Source organism: Burkholderia sp. Se-20373, assembly GCF_017104705.1.
Classification (GTDB): domain Bacteria; phylum Pseudomonadota; class Gammaproteobacteria; order Burkholderiales; family Burkholderiaceae; genus Burkholderia.
Window position 1 is genome coordinate 1 of record NZ_JAAGPH010000160.1, and the last position, 16,630, is coordinate 16,630.

Sequence of the window (16,630 nt, forward strand, 5' to 3'; positions counted from 1 at the left end):
CACGCGCGGCACGTCGTAGCCGAGCGCCTCGACGGCCGCGCGGTGCGTGAGCGCCGCGCGCACGACGAGCCCGGTGCGCGACGCGCGCAGCAACGCGCCGAGCGCGACCAGCATCGCCGTGGACATCCCCATCATGAACAACCGGTAGCGCGGCAGCGCGAGGCCGAATACGGTCACGGGCGCGCCGTCGAACAGCGCAGGCACGGGCGCCGGCAACGGCGCGAGGCCCCACACGAGTTTCGCGCCCTCGCCGATCAGGTACGCGAGGCCGAAGGTCAGCAGCAGTTCGCTCGTATGGCCGCGCGCCTGCACGCGGCGCAGCAGCATGCGTTCGCAGCCGGCGCCGAGCAGCCCGACCGCGAGCGGCGCGAGCACCAGCGCGGGCCAGAAGCCCGCGCCGGCCGCGATGCTGTAGCCGACGTACGCGCCGAGCATGTAGAAGCTCGCATGCGCGAAGTTGAGCACGCCCTGCACGCTGAAGATCAGCGTGAGGCCGGCCGACAGCATGAACAGCAGCAAGCCGTAGCTGAGGCCGTTGAAGGCCTGGAGCGCGAACGCGTGCATCGCGCCGTCAGGCCGCGAGCGGCTCGAGCGCGGCGCGCAGCGCATCGGGCAGCGGCACCGGCCGGCGCGTGCCGCGATCGACGTACACGTGCACGAAATGCCCCTGCGCGGCGGGCGTGGCTTCGCCCTGCGCGAACAGCCCGACCTCGTAGCGCACGCTCGACGTGCCGAGCTTCACGACCCGCAGCCCGGCGTCGACCGACTGCGGGAACACGAGCGGCGCGAAGTAGTTGCATTGCGTCTCGACCACGAGGCCGATCGTCTGCCCGTGCTCGACGTCGAGTGCGCCGGCACGGATCAGGTATTCGTTCACGACCGTGTCGAAGTAGCTGTAGTAGACGACGTTGTTCACGTGCCCGTAGACGTCGTTGTCCATCCAGCGGGTCGTGATCGGCAGGAAGTGGCGATAGGCGTCGCGTGGACGCGGTTGCGGCTTGTCGGACATGGCGATGGCGGTCAGGACGATGGATGCGAGGTGGACGACGCGCGGCGGCCGCATGACACGGCGCGCCGGCAGGAAGCGGAACGCCGCGCCACGATCGCGCGCGGCACGGCGGAGGCAACGCGGCTGGCGGGCCGGCCCGTCACTGCCCCGGCCGGTCGACGAACTCGAAATCGAGGCCGCGCGCCCGCATCCAGTCGGCGAGCGCGACGCCCGTGCCGGCGCGCCACGGGCGCAGCAGCGGCGGATCGACGAGCTTGTATTCGAGCAGTTCCGGCGACAGCGCGACCGTGCCCGACGCACGCACGTGGTACGCGATGATCAGCTCGTTCTTGCGGATGAATTCGTAGACGCCGACCAGCGACACGTGCTCGGCCTTCAGCGCCGTTTCCTCGAACACCTCGCGCGCGATGCCGTCCTCGGGCGTCTCGCCGTTCTCGAGGAAGCCGGTGATCAGCGCGAACATGCCTTCGGGCCAGGCCGCGTTGCGCGCGAGCAGGATCTTGCCGTCGAGCTCGACGATCGCCGCGACGACGGGCAGCGGGTTGTTCCAGTGCACATAGCCGCAGCTGTCGTCGGGGCACGCCTGGCGAATGCGGCCGCCTTCATGGTCGGGATCGGCGCGCTCGGTGAGCGGGCTCGCGCAGCGCGGGCAAAAGCGGTAATCGGCGGTGGTCATCGATGGGGATCTGGCAGGCGCCGGACGGCCGCCTGCCGGCTGCCCGCGCACCCGCTCGGCGCGGGAAAGGCTTCATTCTAGCGAGTTTGCCCGTGCCGCAGACGATCCGGCCCCGCCGACATCAGGGTTGCAGGCGCCGTCCTGCGGCGGTCGCCGCGAAGCCGGCGGCGCCCAGCAGCAGCGCGGCCACCGCGACCCACAGCGCGGGGGAAAACGACCCGAAGCGCGCGGCGAGCGGCGCCGCGACGAGCGGGCCGAGAATCTGCCCGACCCCGTACGACGCGGTCGCATAGCCCATCAGCCCGGCGGCCCGCTCGCCGTGCAGACGCCGCGCCTCGCGCATCGCGAACAGCGTGATCGCGGTGAACGGCAGGCCGAGCAGCGCGCTGCCGACGACGGCCGCGATCAGGTCGGGCAGCATCTGCAGCGGCCGCACGCCGGTGACGGGCGCGACATCACCCGCCGGCGCCGCGCTGCCGTCGGCCTCGCTCGCACGCTGCGCGAGCCAGCGTTGCCAGCCGTACACCTGCAGCACCGCGAACGCGCCCTGCAGCAGCATGTCCGAATACAGCTTCGCGTCGAAGAAGATCCAGCCGTACAGCGCGACCGACACGAGCCCGACCGGCCAGCACAGCATGCGCCGCTTCGCGGTCAGCCAGATCGCGAGCGCGCTGACGATCACGCCGGCGATTTCGAGTGGGGACATCGTCTGTGCTCTCCAGGTTGGCTGCCGGGGCCGCGCGTCACGCGGCCGGTTCCGGACGGTCAGAAATCATAGGTCAACGACACGCGCGCGGTGCGCGGCGCACCCGGGAACAGGTACGCATCGCCCTGCTGTTCACCCGCGTCGCGCCAGTAGAACTTGTTGAACAGGTTGTCCACCGACACGCGCAACACCGTGCGATGGCCGCCGATCTTCGTCGTATAGCGTGCGCCGAGATTGAACACGAACCACGACGGCACGCGCGCGGTGCCCTCCTCGTTCGCGTTGCGGGCCGCGCTGTACTCGACCCCGCCCAGCACGTTCAGCCCCGCGACGCCCGGCACCGCGTAATCCGCATACACCGTCGCGCGCAGCGCCGGCACGTTGATGATCTGGTGCCCTTCGTACGCAGGCGACCCGGAATCGTACGCACGCGCACGAATCGCCGCGACGCTGGCCGTCAGCCCCAGGCGCTCGGTCACGCGCCCGGCCGCGCCGAGCTCGATTCCCTGGTGCCGCTGCGTGCCGCGCTGCACGAACGTGTAGCGCGTGCCCGATGCGTCCGGGTCGGCGAACTGGAACGGCTTGCTGATCGAGAACACGGCGGCCGTGAGGCTCAGCCGGTCGAGCCAGTCGTATTTTGCACCGACCTCGAACTGGTGCGATTCGACCGGCGGCAGGAACGCATACGCGTTGGTCGCGCGCACCGGCGCCTGGTCGCCGAGCGACAGCGCCTTGCTGTACGACGCGTACAGCGACAGCACGCTCACCGGCTTGTAGACGAGCGCCACCTGCGGCAGGAACACGGAGCGGTCGGTATGCGTCGTGTCGCCGTCGAGGCTGCTCCAGCTGCGCTGGCGCAACAGCACTTCCTTGCCGCCCGCGAGCACCTGCCAGTGTTCGCCGATGCTGATGCGGTCGAGCCCGAACACGCCGTACTGCCACGCATCGAGGCGCGGATACGACGGGCCGGGCGAATTCGGCGACGGCGAGAACGTCGTGTCGGGCCCGTAGACGTTCTCGCTGCCCACGTAGTCGTACACGGCGTCGGCCATGCTCACGACGCGGCGTTGCACGCTCACGCCAAGCGTCAGCTCGTGCCGCAGCGGGCCGGTCGCGAACTTGCCGGTCGTGACCGCACGCAGGTCGTCGTTGCGCCGGTATTCGCCGGGACTGCGGAAGTCGTAGACGTCATAGTCGCCGTTCGCGCCGAAGAAGAACGGCGACGTCGCGCCGGCCGTGCAGCTCGCCGCGTACGAGCAGCCGTATGCGAACGCGCTGTTGTCGTCGATCATCGTGCGGCTGCGGCCGGCGGCGATGTAGGCCTTCCAGTCGTCGTTGAACTGGTAATCGAAGCGCGCGCTCAAGTTCAGCGCATCGGTCGTCAGCGGTTTCGCCCACGGCTGCGTGCCGAGCGCCTTCGACGTCGTCTTGATCGACGGCACGACGGTGCCGCCAAGCAACTGATAGCCGGGTGCGGAACGCTGGATCCACTGCTGGAATTCCGCGTTGAGCTGCAGGCTCGCGCGCGGGCTGATGTCCCAGTCGGCGGCGATCGAGCCGAACGTGCGCCGTCCGTTCGTGCCGTCGATGTACGAGTGCATGTTCTCCTTCGCGGCATTGATCCGGAAGCCGAACTGATTGTCGGGGCCGAAGCGGCGGCCGAGATCGACGGCCGCCGACGTCGAGCCGCGGCTGTCGACGCCGCCCGTCACGCTCGCGACGTTCGCCGAGCGCTTCGTCACGAAGTTGATCACGCCGCCCGGAGCGACGACGCCGCTGTCGATGCCGGCGAGCCCCTTCAGGATCTCGACGCGCTCCTTGTTCTCGAGCGGCACGTTCTGTTCGCCGGACACCGTCAGCCCGTCGATCCGGATCGCGCTCGCGAGATCGACCGGGAAGCCGCGGATCGCAAAGCCTTCGAAGTAGCCGACCGGCGCATAGTCGTTGACGACCGACGCATCGTTGCGCACGACGTCGCTCAACCGCTTCGCCTGCTGGTCGTCGAGTTGCGCGCGCGTGACGACACTCACCGACGCCGGCGTGTCGCGCAGCGGCGTGTCGTCGAGCCCCGCGACCGACGCGTTGCGTACGCGCAGCGCATTGCCGCGCTCGCCGTTCACCGTGATCGTCGGCAGCGTCGCGCTGCCGGCTGCCTCCGTGTCCGGCGCCGGCGCGTCGCCCTGCGCCGCGGCGGCCTGGGCCGCGAAAAGCGTGATGCCGAGACCGACGCCGAGCCCGACTTTCGCGCGCCGCCGCCGTGCGCGCGACGCTGTTGTTCTATTCACCGTCATTGTTCTGGATGGAAAACTCGCCACTCGACCCTGTCGAAACCCGTTACGAAGCTGCGAAGCGTGCCCGCGCGCGACATTCATCGGACGAACCGGACGAAGCGGCACGCAAGCGGGCCGCTCGGTCGGGAAGACGCAGGATGGGACGTCGGATTCAGGTGATGCGCCGGGAACCGACGCGGCCGTCGACGGGTTCGTCGGGGGCGTGTCGGGCGGCCGGCGGCATCGCGCGGTCTTGTCATGCGGGGGACGCTTCGAACGCCTCGGTGCGGGCGCGACGCACTTGCACGCACCGTTCGCTGGAACGGCGGCGTGCCCGTCGCGCGCGACATCGCGGCGCGGCGCGCATTTTACCCCGGGCGGGGCTGACCGACCTGGAATCGGGCGAAACGGGAAACGGGGAAGGCGGGAATGAGGACTGCGCGATTGGCGCGGCACGACGTGGGTGCCGACCTGCGCGTGACTGGCGTCGTGCGCGGCCGCCTAGCTAACCGGCGCCGTTGCGCGCCGGTCATACGACCGAAAACCGGAGCGGGAACGTTCGCCCGCTCGCGATTCACCGGCCGTCTGCTCAGAACCCCTGCATCGTCACGGTCGGATCGACGACCAGGTGCACGACGCCGTAGATGACCGCGCCGACGAGCACCGCAAGGATGATCGCCACGAACGGCAGCATCGTGAAGTTGGCATTCGCGAGATCGGTTGCGTGCGCCTTGCTGTTGCGTACGCCGAAGAAACTCCACAGAACCAGTTTGATCATGCCGAGCAGTTTCATGATTGCGCTCCTTTCATCTATCGGTTGACGCTATCGTCGATCCAACCGGCATCCGAAAAAAGAAGCAGTTGCGCGCGCTTTTCGCGCAGCAGCCCATCTGCGGCGGCATGTCGCATGGGTGCGTCAGCGGTCGAGCACGAGCGGTTCCGACCCTTGCGCGGGACGCGCGACGCACAGCAGCGCGCAACCGGATTCGACCGTGGCATCGGGCGCCTGCTCGTAGTCGACCGCGCCGGACAGCACGCGCGTCGCGCACGTGCCGCACGACCCGGAACGGCATTCGGACGGCACGTCCACGCGCTGCCCTTCCGCGAACTCGAGCAAGGTGCCGTCGGCGGGCGTCCACGCGGCTTCGCGGCCCGTCCGCCGGAAGACGACCGGCACGCTCGCCGCCGTCGGCGAGGCAGTCGCGCGGGTCACGCTGCGCGCCACGCTCGACGGCCCGAATGCCTCGAAACGGATGCGTTCGTCCAGCACGTTCAGCGCACGCAATCCGTCGTACAAGTCGCGCATGAATGCCGAGGGCCCGCAGAGGTAGAAATCGTAATCGTCGAACGACAGGATCCGCTTCAGCTGCGCGATATCGATGCGGCCCGCATGCGCTGCCGAGCCTTCGTGAGGATGACTGTCGAACCAGTGGAGCGACAAGCGCGCGTCGGTGGCGGCGACGCGTGCCAGTTCCGCGACGAACGGTCGATCAGCTGCTTCACGCGCACCGTGTACGAACACCACGCGGTGCGGCCGTTGAGCGTCGGCCAGTGCACGGTGCAGCATCGCGATCATCGGCGTGATGCCGATACCGGCCGACACGAGCACGGCCGGGCGCGGGCTCGCGAGATCGAACGAGAAGCGGCCGCGCGGCATCTGCGCGTCGAGCGTCATGCCCGCGTGCGCGTGATCGTGCAGCCACGCCGAGACGCGCCCTTCGCGCTTCACGGTGATCCGGTAATGCGCGCCGCCCGGTGCATCGGAAAGCGTGTAGCTGCGAATCGCTGGCGAATCGCCGGCCGGTAGCGCGATGCGCAACGTCAGGTGCTGCCCGGCTTCGTAGGCGGGCAACGGGCCGCCGTCCACCGGTTCGAAATGGAACGAGCGGATCGCGCGCGCTTCGTCGACGATTTTTGCGATGCGCAGTGCGCGCCATGCGGGTGCCGATGCGGATGCGGATGCGGATGCGGATGCGGATGCGGATGCGGATGCGGATGCGGACGATATCGCCACGCCTGCCCCTACGGCTGCGTTTCCGCCCACACCCGCCGCCATCGCCGCGAACTGCGGCGCACGCTCGACCGCCGACCACCGGAACGGCAGCACCGCGCGCATGCGCCGCACTTCCCGCACGTGGAACCGCACGACCCGCTGCGCGCCGTCGAACGACGCGACGAGCGGCCCGTCCCACACGATCTCGGCGCGCGCGGCCACATACAGCAGGTCGCCGTGGTCGAAATCGACGAACAGCAGCCCCGCGCGCGGATCGTGCTGCAAATTCCCGAGCGTATTGAAGAAGCGGTTGCCGCTGAAATCCGGCGTCGTCAGCGTGCGCGCATCGTCGACGCGCACGAAACCCGGCATCCCGCCGCGATGCGACACGTCCGCGCCGCGCGCGGCGCCCGCGTCCGCCGACGTGTTCGCGCTCGCGACGAAGAACGTATCGGCCTGCGCGAGCAGCGCGCGATCGGCGTCGTTCAACGCGTCCGACACGTCGGGCCGCGCGGACGCATCGGCTTCCCGTGCGACGAACGTCGGCTTGCGCCCCTGGATGTACTTCGCACAGTTGCCGAAGCTCTGCTCGACCGCGATCGTCAGCGCATCGCCGTCGACCGCGCGCACGACGCCGTTGACGCGATTGCGCCGCCGCGTATCGAATTCGATCCCGAGCCCGCCGAGCGGCGCACCCGGCTGCCACGCGCCGGCCAGCGGATCGCCCGGCAGCGCGCGCGCCGCGATGCGCAGCGTGCGCGCATCGGGCGACGTCACGAACCCCTGCGCGCCGGCCCGCAGCGTCGCCCAAGGCTGGCCGTGCGCGTCGACGCCGCCGAGCACGAAGAACGGCAGTTGCGCGAAAAACGTCCGGTGCTGGTCCGGCATGAAGCGCCGGATCCCGCGCCGACCGGCCGAACCCGCAGCCTCCGTCACGCCCGCGCGCTGTTGCACGGCGAGCTCGCCCGCGTGAAACGGCGCGGTGTCGAGTTCCCAGCCCGGTACGACGGTGGTCGGGGTGTTCATTGCGTTCTCCCTGAGCAGGCCCGGCTTCGATGAGCGTTACGCGGCAAGCAGGCCCGCGCGCGTCGTCGGCATCGCGACGAAGCCCGGCAGCACCTCGATGCGCGCGAGCCAAGCACGCACGTGCGGATACGGTTCGAGCGACACGCCGCCCTCCGGCGCATGCGCGATGTACGAATACGCGGCGATGTCGGCGATCGTCGGTTGAGCGCCGGCGGCAAACGGCTTACCGACCAGCTCGCCGTCGATCACGTCGAGCACCTTCGCGGCCGTGCGCTTGGCGGCCTCCTGGTCGAGCTGCGCGCCGAACACGGTCACGAGCCGCGCGGCAGCCGGCCCCGATGCGATCGGCCCCGCCGCATACGACAGCCAGCGCTGCACGACCGCCGCGCCAACCGGGTCGTCGGGCAGCCAGTGCGCGTCGCCGTAGCGCTTCGCGAGGTAGACGAGGATCGCGTTCGAATCGGCGATCACCGTGCCGCCGTCGTCGATCACGGGCACCTGCCCGAGCGGATTGAGCGCCAGGAACGCCGGTTCGCGCTGCGCGCCGGCCGCCAGATCGACGTCGACGGTCTCGGACGGCAGGCCGAGCAGCGACAGGAACAACCGGACGCGATGGGCGTGCCCGGACAGCAGGAACGAATAGACGCGGATCGGCGAGGCAGGCTTGCGGGCGGCAGACATGGATACACTCCGGAATCTCGCGCCGCCGGGGATCGGCGACGCACAACCGCAGCGTAGCGCTCGCCGTTCGTCACCAGAAGACGGATAATCGCGGAAACATTATCCTTTCCCATAGGACAATCGACGATGGCCGACCTGCGCGACGTGAACCTGAACCGGCTGGCGATCTTCGTCGCGGTGGTCGACGCCGGCTCGCTGACAGCCGCGGCCGAGCGGCTCGGCCTGGCGAAGACGGTCGTCAGCACGCACATGCAACGCCTCGAATCCGAGGTCGGCGCGAACCTGCTGGTGCGCACCACCCGGCGGCTGAGCGTGACCGACGCGGGGCGGGCGTTTTACGACGCGTGCCGCGACATCGTGCGCGCCGCCGAAAGCGCGCTCGACGCGGTGTCGTCCGACGCGGGGCCGCTGCGGGGCACGCTGCGCGTGAGCGTGCCGATCGACTACGGCGCGCTGGTCGTCGCGCCTGCCGTCGTCGCGTTGCGCGACCGGCATCCGGGGCTCGACGTCGAACTCGTCGCGAACGACCGCGTGGTCGATCTCGTCGCGGACAACCTCGACGTCGCGATCCGCATCGGCCGCCTCGCCGATTCGAACTATCGGGCGGTGCAGCTCGGCACGTACGAGAAATGGCTGGTCGCGAGCCCCGCGTTCGTCGCGCGCCACGGGCGGCCGCACGATCCGGATGCGCTCGCCGCGCTGCCGTTCGTGATGCTGTCGACGCTGCCGCGCCCGCAAACGGTCGAACTCGAAGACGTGAACGGCGGCACCGCTTCCGTGCGCTGTGTCGCGCAGGTCGTGTCGAACACCGCCACCGCGTGCCGCGCGATCGTGCTCGCGGGCGGCGGCTTCGGGCTGCTGACGGATTTCTCGACCGCCGACGACGTCGCGGCCGGCCGGCTCGTGCGGCTGCTGCCCGCGTGGCGCTCGGCGCCGGCCGGGATTCACGCGGTGTATCCGTCGACGCGGCTGCCTTCGCCGAAAGTGCGGGCGTTCGTCGACGCGATGAAGGCGAGGATCGGGGAGACGGCGGGGGTCATCGCCGCGAAGCGACCCCGCACGCGTTAGCGTGTCAGTCGAACCGGAAGACGTTACGTTCGGGACTCATTCGTCGCAGCACTCGATATCCGCAAACACGGACTCGACAGGACGAAAATGCCCCTGTTCGATTTCGCGCTCACCTAGAGCCAACAGCGTCAGCAACACCAGCGTTGCTTGAGACGCTCCCGACGATTCGATATCCACGACATACCTCTCATTGTTTGCAACCGGCCAAGATCTGGTTGGCCGCCCATATCAACGCGTGATTGATGGCGAACCGTCAAATCATGCGTTACCGCTACCCCACCTCCCGCAACGTCCCCAACAGCACCTTCCTGCAACTCGCGACCATCTGCGCCTCCGGATCGCGATAGTCGGTGAGCAGCCACGCCGCGCCGACGTTCGTCATCGCGCCGACGAGCGCGAGCCCGATCAGCCGCTGCTCGGTGCGCTCCGCCGGCGTTGCCGCTTCGCGCGGCGCGCCGATCGCCATGATCAGCTTGCCGAAGTCGATCAGCATGCGCTGGTAGGTCATGTCGGTGTCCGCGCTCACGCCCATCACCTCGAGCAGCAACACGCGCGCCGCGCACGGGTCGCGCAGGAACGCGAAGAACGCGGCGAGCCCCGCATCGACGCTCTCGCGCAGATCGCCGCCGCGCTCGGCCACCGCCCGCCCGACCGCTTCGTGCAGTTGCTGCGCGTGATGCAGGTAGGTGCAGCGCAGCAAATCGTCGGTGCTGTCGAACGCCGCATAAAAATAGCGATCGTTCAGCTTCGCTTCCTGGCAGATCGACCGCACGGTCGCCTTGCGGAACCCGACCGTGCCGAACACGCGCGTCGCCGCGCGAATCAGCGCGTCGCGCCGCTCCGCGGCCCGCACCTCGGGCGCCACGCCGCCATACGACCGGCCCCTTTTTTCCGTTTCGAGTGCTTTCTCCATTCCGCTATTTGACATCAGGACACCCGAAAACTAAAGTGGTGACGAACAACACCACAATAGATGCGCCGCCGGTACAGCGCAAGCGGAACGGGAGGAACGACGGATGAAGGGATTTTCCGGCAAGGTCGCCGCGATCACGGGCGCCGGTTCGGGCATGGGCCGCAGCCTCGCGGTCGAGCTCGCGCGGCGCGGCTGCGCGGTCGCGCTGAGCGACGTCAACGACGTCGGGCTCGCCGGCACGGCGGCCGCCTGCGCGCAGCACGGCGTGCGCGTGAGCACGCGGCGGCTCGACGTCGCCGACCGCGATGCGGTGTTCGCGTGGGCCGACTTCGTGCGCGCCGAGCACGGCAAGGTCAACCTGGTTTTCAACAACGCGGGCGTGTCGCTGGCCGCCAGCGCCGAGACCGCGTGCATCGCCGATCTCGAATGGATCGTCGGCATCAACTTCTGGGGCGTCGTGCACGGCACGCAGGCGTTCCTGCCGCATCTGCGCGCGTCGGGCGACGGGCACATCGTCAACACGTCGAGCCTGTTCGGCCTCGTCGCGATGCCCACCCAAAGCGCGTACAACGCAACCAAGTTCGCGGTGCGCGGCTTCACCGAGGCGCTGCGGATGGAGCTCGAACTCGACGGCGCGCCGGTGAGCGCGACCTGCGTGCATCCGGGCGGCGTCGCGACGAACATCGTCGACGCGGGGCGCGTCGATACCAGCATTCATGCGCTCACGGGCCAGGACGAGGCGACCCATCGCCGCCAGGCCAACCGCCTGATCAACGCGACGACGGCCGACGACGCCGCGCGGCAGATCCTCGCGGGGGTCGAGCGCAATGCGCGCCGCGTGCTCGTCGGCGCCGACGCGCGCCGGCTCGACCGGATCGCGCGCCTGCTCGGCGCCGGCTACCAGTGGCTGATGCTGCGCCACGTGCGCCGCGCCCGCGCCCGCAACCTTGAACGCGCGCACGCCCCGGCCGCGCTCCCGACCACGCCGACCAAGGACCCCGCATGACCTCGACGACGACCGAGCGGCGCGACGCGCCGCCCGCCCCCGATGCCCGCCAGGACGGCAACGACCTCGACGTGCTGATCGTCGGCGCCGGCCTGTCCGGCATCGGCGCCGCGTATCACCTGAAACAGCGCTGCCCGTATGCGAGCGTGGCGATCGTCGAGGCGCGCGACGCGATCGGCGGCACCTGGGACCTGTTCCGCTATCCGGGCGTCCGTTCGGATTCCGACATGTTCACGCTCGGCTACAGCTTCCGGCCGTGGCACAGCGACAAGGCGATCTCGGACGGCCAGACGATCCTCGACTACATCCGCGATACCGCGCGCGCATACGGCATCGACAAGACGATCCGCTACGGCCAGAAGGTGGTGGCAGCCGACTGGGATTCGAACCGCGCGCGCTGGACGGTGCGCATCGAGCGCACGCGGGACGGTGCGACCGACACGCTCGTGTACACCTGCCGCTTCCTGTTCATGTGCAGCGGCTACTACGACTACGACGCCGGCTACCTGCCCGACTGGGCCGGGATGGACACGTTCGAAGGCAAGCTCGTGCATCCGCAGCACTGGCCGAAGGACCTGTCGTACGCGAACCGGCGCGTGGTCGTGATCGGCAGCGGCGCGACGGCCGTCACGCTCGTGCCGTCGATGGCGGCCGATGCGCAGCACGTGACGATGCTGCAGCGCTCGCCGACCTACATCGTGTCGCTGCCCGCGCGCGACAAGATCGCGAACGCGCTGCGCCGCGTGCTGCCGTCGCGGCTCGCGCACCGGCTCGTGCGCGTGAAGAACGTGCTGCTGACGATGTACCTGTACAACGTGTCGCGCCGCAAGCCCGACCGGACGAAGCAGTTCATCATCCGCGCGGCCAGCAAGCAGGTCGGCCCCGGCTTCGACGTCGCGAAGCACCTGACGCCGCGCTACATGCCGTGGGACCAGCGCGTGTGCCTGGTGCCGAACGGCGACCTGTTCAAGGCGATCCGCTCGGGCCGCGCGTCGATCGTCACCGACGAGATCGAGCGCTTCACGCCGATCGGCCTCAAGCTCAAGAGCGGCCAGCAGCTCGACGCGGACGTGATCGTCACCGCGACCGGGCTGAAGGTGAAGATGCTCGGCGGCGCGCGCGTTACCGTCGACGGCCGTGCGGTCAACCTGCCGGACACCGTGTCGTACAAGGGCATGATGTACAGCGACGTGCCGAACCTCGCGTCGTCGTTCGGCTACACGAATGCGTCGTGGACGCTGAAGGCCGAGCTGATCGCGCGCTACGTGTGCCGGCTGCTCAACCATATGCGCGCGAACGGCTACGACACGTGCGTGCCGCGGCTCGGCACCGGCGACCTCGGCAACGTGCCGGCCGTCAACCTGAGCTCGGGCTACATCCAGCGCGCGGCCGGCATCCTGCCGAAGCAGGGGCACAGCAAGCCGTGGAAATTCCATCAGAACTACGTGCTCGATCTCGCATCGCTGAAGTTCAGCGGACTCGCCGATTCGGCGATGCAGTTCGAACGCCGCGCGAAAGCCGGCCCGGCCGCCACGGCGCCGGTTGCCGAACCCGCACTCGAAACCCGCTGAGGCCGACATGACCCCTACGCTCCATCTGATCCAGAACGTGCTGCTCGGCGTCGTCGCGGTGCTCGCCGCGCTCGCGCTGTTTACCGGTTACGTGGCCCGCCGCGTGACGCGCGCATTTCCGCCCGAAGGCCGCTTCGTCGACATCGGCGGCGACCGCATCCACTACGTCGAATACGGCAACGGCCCGCCGATCGTGTTCGTCCACGGGCTCGCGGGGCAACTGCGCAATTTCGCGTACCTGCCGCTCACGCGGCTCGCGCAGCAGCATCGCGTGATCCTGATCGACCGGCCGGGCGCCGGCCGCTCGCTCCGCGGCGCAGGCTCGCAGGCGAACGTGTTCGCGCAGGCTCGCACGGTTGCCGCGTTCATCGACGCGCTGAAGCTCGACAAGCCGGTGCTGGTCGGCCACTCGCTCGGCGGCGCGATCGCGCTCGCGGTCGGCCTCAATCATGCGGATCGCGTGAGCCGCCTCGCGCTGATCGCGCCGCTGTCGCACGAGCAGAGCGAGCCGCCGGCGCCGTTCAAGCCGCTGATGCTGCCGTCGCCGCTGGTGCGCCGCTTCGTGTCGTGGACCTTCGCGATTCCGCTGACGATCCTGACCGGCCGCAAGGCGGTGCGCCAGGTGTTCGCGCCGGAAGACGTGCCGCGCGACTTCCCGGTCAAGGGCGGCGGGCTGCTCGGGATGCGCCCGCACGTGTTTTACGCGACGGCGACCGACCTGCTGTCGGCGCCGGTCGATCTGCCCGCGATGGAACGCCGCTACCCGGACCTCGCACTGCCGGTCGACGTGCTGTACGGACGTGCCGATCCGATCCTGAACTGGCGCGAGCACGGCGAAGCGCTCGCGAAGAAATCGGCGCGCGTGCGGCTGAAGGTCGTCGAGGGCGGGCACATGCTGCCGGTCACGATTCCGGACGCCACCGCCGACTGGCTGCTCGAAGTCGCCGCCGCGCCGGCCGAGGTGGCCGCGCCGTCGGCACGCATCGCGTAAGCCGAGACCGCGTAACAGGGCCCGATTCCGTGCCGTGCCGCCGGCGCCGGCGCGGAATCAGGTTTCGTCATCGGGCACCGGCAGCCCGAGATCCGATATCACCTCCCGCGCGCTGCAGAATGCCTCGACCGCGGCGGGCGCGCCCGCGTACAGCGCGCTGTGCAGCAATACCTCGCGAATCTCGACGAGGCTCGCGCCGTTGTTGAGCGCGCCGCGAATGTGACCCTTCAGTTCCGTGCCGCGGCCAAGTGCCGCCAGCATCGCGCATGTGCACAGGCTGCGCGTCTTCAGGTCGATCCCGCCCCGCTGCCACGTGCTGCCCCACGCGTGCTCGTTCAGCCAGTTCTGCAGCGGCCGCGAAAAGCCGTCGAGGTCGCGCATCGCGCGCTCGACGAACGCCTCGCCCATCACGTCGATGCGTCGCGCCTTGCCGTATTCCCTGTCCTGTTCGCTCATGTCCGTGTCCTGTGTGGAGTCGTGGGGGGTGCGGTATCGCCGGCAGCCGGGGATGTCGCGCCATGTTCATCGGGCCCGCGCGTTTCGTCAAAGACGCGGCCCTCGGTTCGCGGCGCCCGCGTCACGCGATGTCGAACGCTACGTAACATCGCGCCGCGCGTTACGGCGGCGTGCGGGAACATCGCAACCGCCGCGCCGGCGCACCCTGCGTGCCCGCCGCGCGAAAGCCCCGTTACTCCGTTTAAATCGCGCCGATATTCCCGATTTCTGCAATAAAGCGCGACACCGTTTCGGGAATACTGCCGTGGCGCGGAATTTGCAGAGGAGGCTTGGACACACTTCCAATGTCGAGGCCAACATGCACAAACTCTTCAAGAAGACGACGGTAACGATGGCCGTCTCGTCGCTGCTCGCACTCTATGGTTGCGGCTCGGTCGATGGACCGACCACGCCGCCGACGATCAAGCCGAGCACGTCTGGGTCGGGCGGCAGCTCGGGGACGTCGGGTGGTGGGACGTCGGGCACTTCGGGTGGCGGGACATCGGGTAGTTCGGGTACGTCGGGTACTTCCGGCACGTCGGGTACTTCCGGTACGTCGGGTACTTCCGGTACGTCGGGTACTTCCGGCACGTCGGGCACTTCCGGTACGTCGGGCACCTCCGGCACGTCGGGTACTTCCGGCACGTCGGGCACTTCCGGTACGTCGGGCACCTCCGGCACGTCGGGTACTTCCGGCACGTCGGGCACTTCCGGTACGTCGGGCACCTCCGGCACGTCGGGCACTTCCGGTACGTCGGGCACCTCCGGCACGTCGGGCACTTCCGGTACGTCGGGCACCTCCGGCACGTCGGGCACCTCGGGTACGTCGGGCACTTCCGGCACCTCGGGTACCTCCGGTACGTCGGGTACTTCCGGTACGTCGGGCACCTCCGGTACGTCGGGCACCTCCGGTACGTCGGGTACTTCCGGCACGTCGGGTACCTCCGGTACGTCGGGTACTTCCGGTACGTCGGGCACCTCCGGTACGTCGGGCACCTCCGGTACGTCGGGTACTTCCGGCACGTCGGGTACTTCCGGCACGTCGGGCACTTCCGGTACGTCGGGCACCTCCGGCACGTCGGGCACCTCCGGCACGTCGGGCACCTCCGGCACGTCGGGCACCTCGGGTACGTCGGGTACGTCGGGTACCTCCGGTACGTCCGGCACTTCCGGCACTTCCGGCACTTCCGGCACTTCCGGCACTTCCGGCACCTCCGGCACCTCCGGCACGTCGGGCACTTCCGGTACGTCGGGCACTTCCGGTACGTCGGGCACCTCCGGCACCTCGGGCACCTCCGGCACCTCGGGCACTTCCGGCACCTCGGGCACCTCGGGCACCTCGGGCACCTCGGGCACTTCCGGCACCTCGGGCACCTCGGGCACCTCCGGCACCTCGGGCACCTCCGGCACCTCGGGCACCTCCGGTACGTCGGGTACCTCCGGCACCGGCGTCACCCCCCTCGGCAATGTTCTCCAGAAATCCGGCAACCTCGTGACGGCACTCGGCACGACGGTCGCAACCGGCGGCGCGCAGATCGGCGGCGTGCAGATCCCCGGCACGAACCCGACGACGGCCACCAGCGTCGGCAACGCGGTCACGAGCCTCGGCAACGGCGTGCAGGCGCTCGGCAACGGCGTCGCGGCCGGCCTCGGCTCGATCGGCGTGTCGGCCAACCCGCTCGGACCGACGCTGACGTCGACCACCGGCCTGCTGACCGGCGCCGGCGGCGCGGTCAACAACCTCGGCAACGCGGTGAAGAGCCTCGGCTCCGGCCCGCTGTCGCCGCTGTCGCCGGTCACGACGCTCGTCGGCGATCTCGTCAACACCGTCGGCGGCGCCGTCAACTCGACCGCGTCGGGCCTCAACACGGCGCTGAACAGCTCGCCGGTCCAGCAGTTGGAGACGCAGGTCGGCAAGGTGATCAACCCGATCACGAACACGCTGACCGGCGGGGTCACAACGCCGGGCGCCACGCAAACGCTCGGCGGCGTCACGCTGCTCGGCACGCCGCTCAACGGCCTGCTGAGCGCACTCGGCAACGGCCTCGCCAGCGCCGGCACGAAGGTCGGCGGCGCAACCGACAACCCGGTGGGCGGCGCGCTCGGCGGCGTCGTGGCGCAGCTCGGCAACACGGTGACGTCCACCGGCGGCCTCGTCCACGACAACAACGCGGGCAGCTCCAGCAGCGGCACGGGCGGCAGCAACCCGCTCGCCCCGATCACGG

Annotated in this window: 16 protein-coding genes; 5 read left to right on the plus strand and 11 right to left on the minus strand. The window is 69.6% G+C overall.

Annotation, left to right across the window (positions count from 1 at the left end; genetic code table 11):
* The 8 genes from G3N96_RS32690 to G3N96_RS32725 form a co-directional block, all read right to left on the minus strand.
* A partial coding sequence (locus G3N96_RS32690) for a branched-chain amino acid ABC transporter permease (protein WP_206139766.1) occupies positions 1-564 on the minus strand: 564 nt, incomplete at its 3' end.
* Between the two features lie 7 nt (positions 565-571).
* A complete protein-coding gene (locus tag G3N96_RS32695; protein ID WP_206139778.1) occupies positions 572-1,009 on the minus strand; it encodes a thioesterase family protein in 438 nt (145 codons plus the stop codon).
* Between the two features lie 139 nt (positions 1,010-1,148).
* Positions 1,149-1,685 carry an NUDIX domain-containing protein gene (locus G3N96_RS32700; protein ID WP_089456050.1) on the minus strand — a complete coding sequence of 179 codons (537 nt, stop codon included), beginning with the start codon at positions 1,683-1,685 and terminating at the stop codon, positions 1,149-1,151.
* Positions 1,686-1,806: 121 nt separating this feature from the next.
* Entirely contained in the window at positions 1,807-2,391 is a 585-nt protein-coding gene (locus tag G3N96_RS32705) for a nicotinamide mononucleotide transporter family protein (protein ID WP_206139767.1), read from the minus strand.
* Positions 2,392-2,450: 59 nt separating this feature from the next.
* Complete coding sequence (locus tag G3N96_RS32710) at positions 2,451-4,682, minus strand: TonB-dependent siderophore receptor (protein ID WP_206139768.1); 2,232 nt, start codon at positions 4,680-4,682, stop codon at positions 2,451-2,453.
* A gap of 568 nt (positions 4,683-5,250) precedes the next feature.
* Positions 5,251-5,454 carry a DUF2970 domain-containing protein gene (locus G3N96_RS32715; RefSeq protein ID WP_043178166.1) on the minus strand — a complete coding sequence of 68 codons (204 nt, stop codon included), beginning with the start codon at positions 5,452-5,454 and terminating at the stop codon, positions 5,251-5,253.
* Between the two features lie 123 nt (positions 5,455-5,577).
* On the minus strand, positions 5,578-7,680 hold the full coding sequence (locus G3N96_RS32720; RefSeq protein ID WP_206139769.1) for a pyridoxamine 5'-phosphate oxidase family protein: 2,103 nt from the start codon (positions 7,678-7,680) through the stop codon (positions 5,578-5,580).
* A gap of 36 nt (positions 7,681-7,716) precedes the next feature.
* Positions 7,717-8,361, minus strand: a complete 645-nt coding sequence (locus tag G3N96_RS32725) for a glutathione S-transferase (protein ID WP_206139770.1) — start codon at positions 8,359-8,361, stop codon at positions 7,717-7,719.
* Between the two features lie 126 nt (positions 8,362-8,487).
* Here G3N96_RS32725 and G3N96_RS32730 point away from each other — a divergent pair, with 126 nt between their 5' ends.
* Positions 8,488-9,429, plus strand: a complete 942-nt coding sequence (locus G3N96_RS32730) for a LysR family transcriptional regulator (RefSeq protein ID WP_206139771.1) — start codon at positions 8,488-8,490, stop codon at positions 9,427-9,429.
* Positions 9,430-9,465: 36 nt separating this feature from the next.
* On the opposite strand, the gene G3N96_RS32735 is transcribed toward G3N96_RS32730, so the two are convergent.
* Positions 9,466-9,606, minus strand: coding sequence for a hypothetical protein (locus G3N96_RS32735; protein ID WP_206139772.1), 141 nt, complete (start codon positions 9,604-9,606; stop codon positions 9,466-9,468).
* 94 nt (positions 9,607-9,700) lie between these two features.
* On the minus strand, positions 9,701-10,342 hold the full coding sequence (locus G3N96_RS32740) for a helix-turn-helix domain-containing protein (protein ID WP_241022937.1): 642 nt from the start codon (positions 10,340-10,342) through the stop codon (positions 9,701-9,703).
* A 103-nt stretch (positions 10,343-10,445) separates the two neighbouring features.
* Here G3N96_RS32740 and G3N96_RS32745 point away from each other — a divergent pair, with 103 nt between their 5' ends.
* From G3N96_RS32745 to G3N96_RS32755, 3 genes are read left to right on the plus strand one after another with little or no spacing between them, the layout of a single operon-like run.
* Entirely contained in the window at positions 10,446-11,348 is a 903-nt protein-coding gene (locus tag G3N96_RS32745; RefSeq protein ID WP_206139773.1) for an SDR family NAD(P)-dependent oxidoreductase, read from the plus strand.
* Positions 11,345-12,919, plus strand: coding sequence for an NAD(P)/FAD-dependent oxidoreductase (locus G3N96_RS32750; RefSeq protein WP_206139774.1), 1,575 nt, complete (start codon positions 11,345-11,347; stop codon positions 12,917-12,919). Before G3N96_RS32745 ends, G3N96_RS32750 begins: the two co-directional genes overlap by 4 nt.
* Before the next feature lie 7 nt (positions 12,920-12,926).
* Entirely contained in the window at positions 12,927-13,910 is a 984-nt protein-coding gene (locus G3N96_RS32755; protein ID WP_206139775.1) for an alpha/beta hydrolase, read from the plus strand.
* Between the two features lie 57 nt (positions 13,911-13,967).
* Here G3N96_RS32755 and G3N96_RS32760 read toward each other — a convergent pair whose 3' ends face one another.
* Complete coding sequence (locus tag G3N96_RS32760) at positions 13,968-14,366, minus strand: carboxymuconolactone decarboxylase family protein (protein ID WP_206139776.1); 399 nt, start codon at positions 14,364-14,366, stop codon at positions 13,968-13,970.
* 358 nt (positions 14,367-14,724) lie between these two features.
* Here G3N96_RS32760 and G3N96_RS32765 point away from each other — a divergent pair.
* A partial coding sequence (locus G3N96_RS32765) for a collagen-like triple helix repeat-containing protein (RefSeq protein WP_206139777.1) occupies positions 14,725-16,630 on the plus strand: 1,906 nt, incomplete at its 3' end.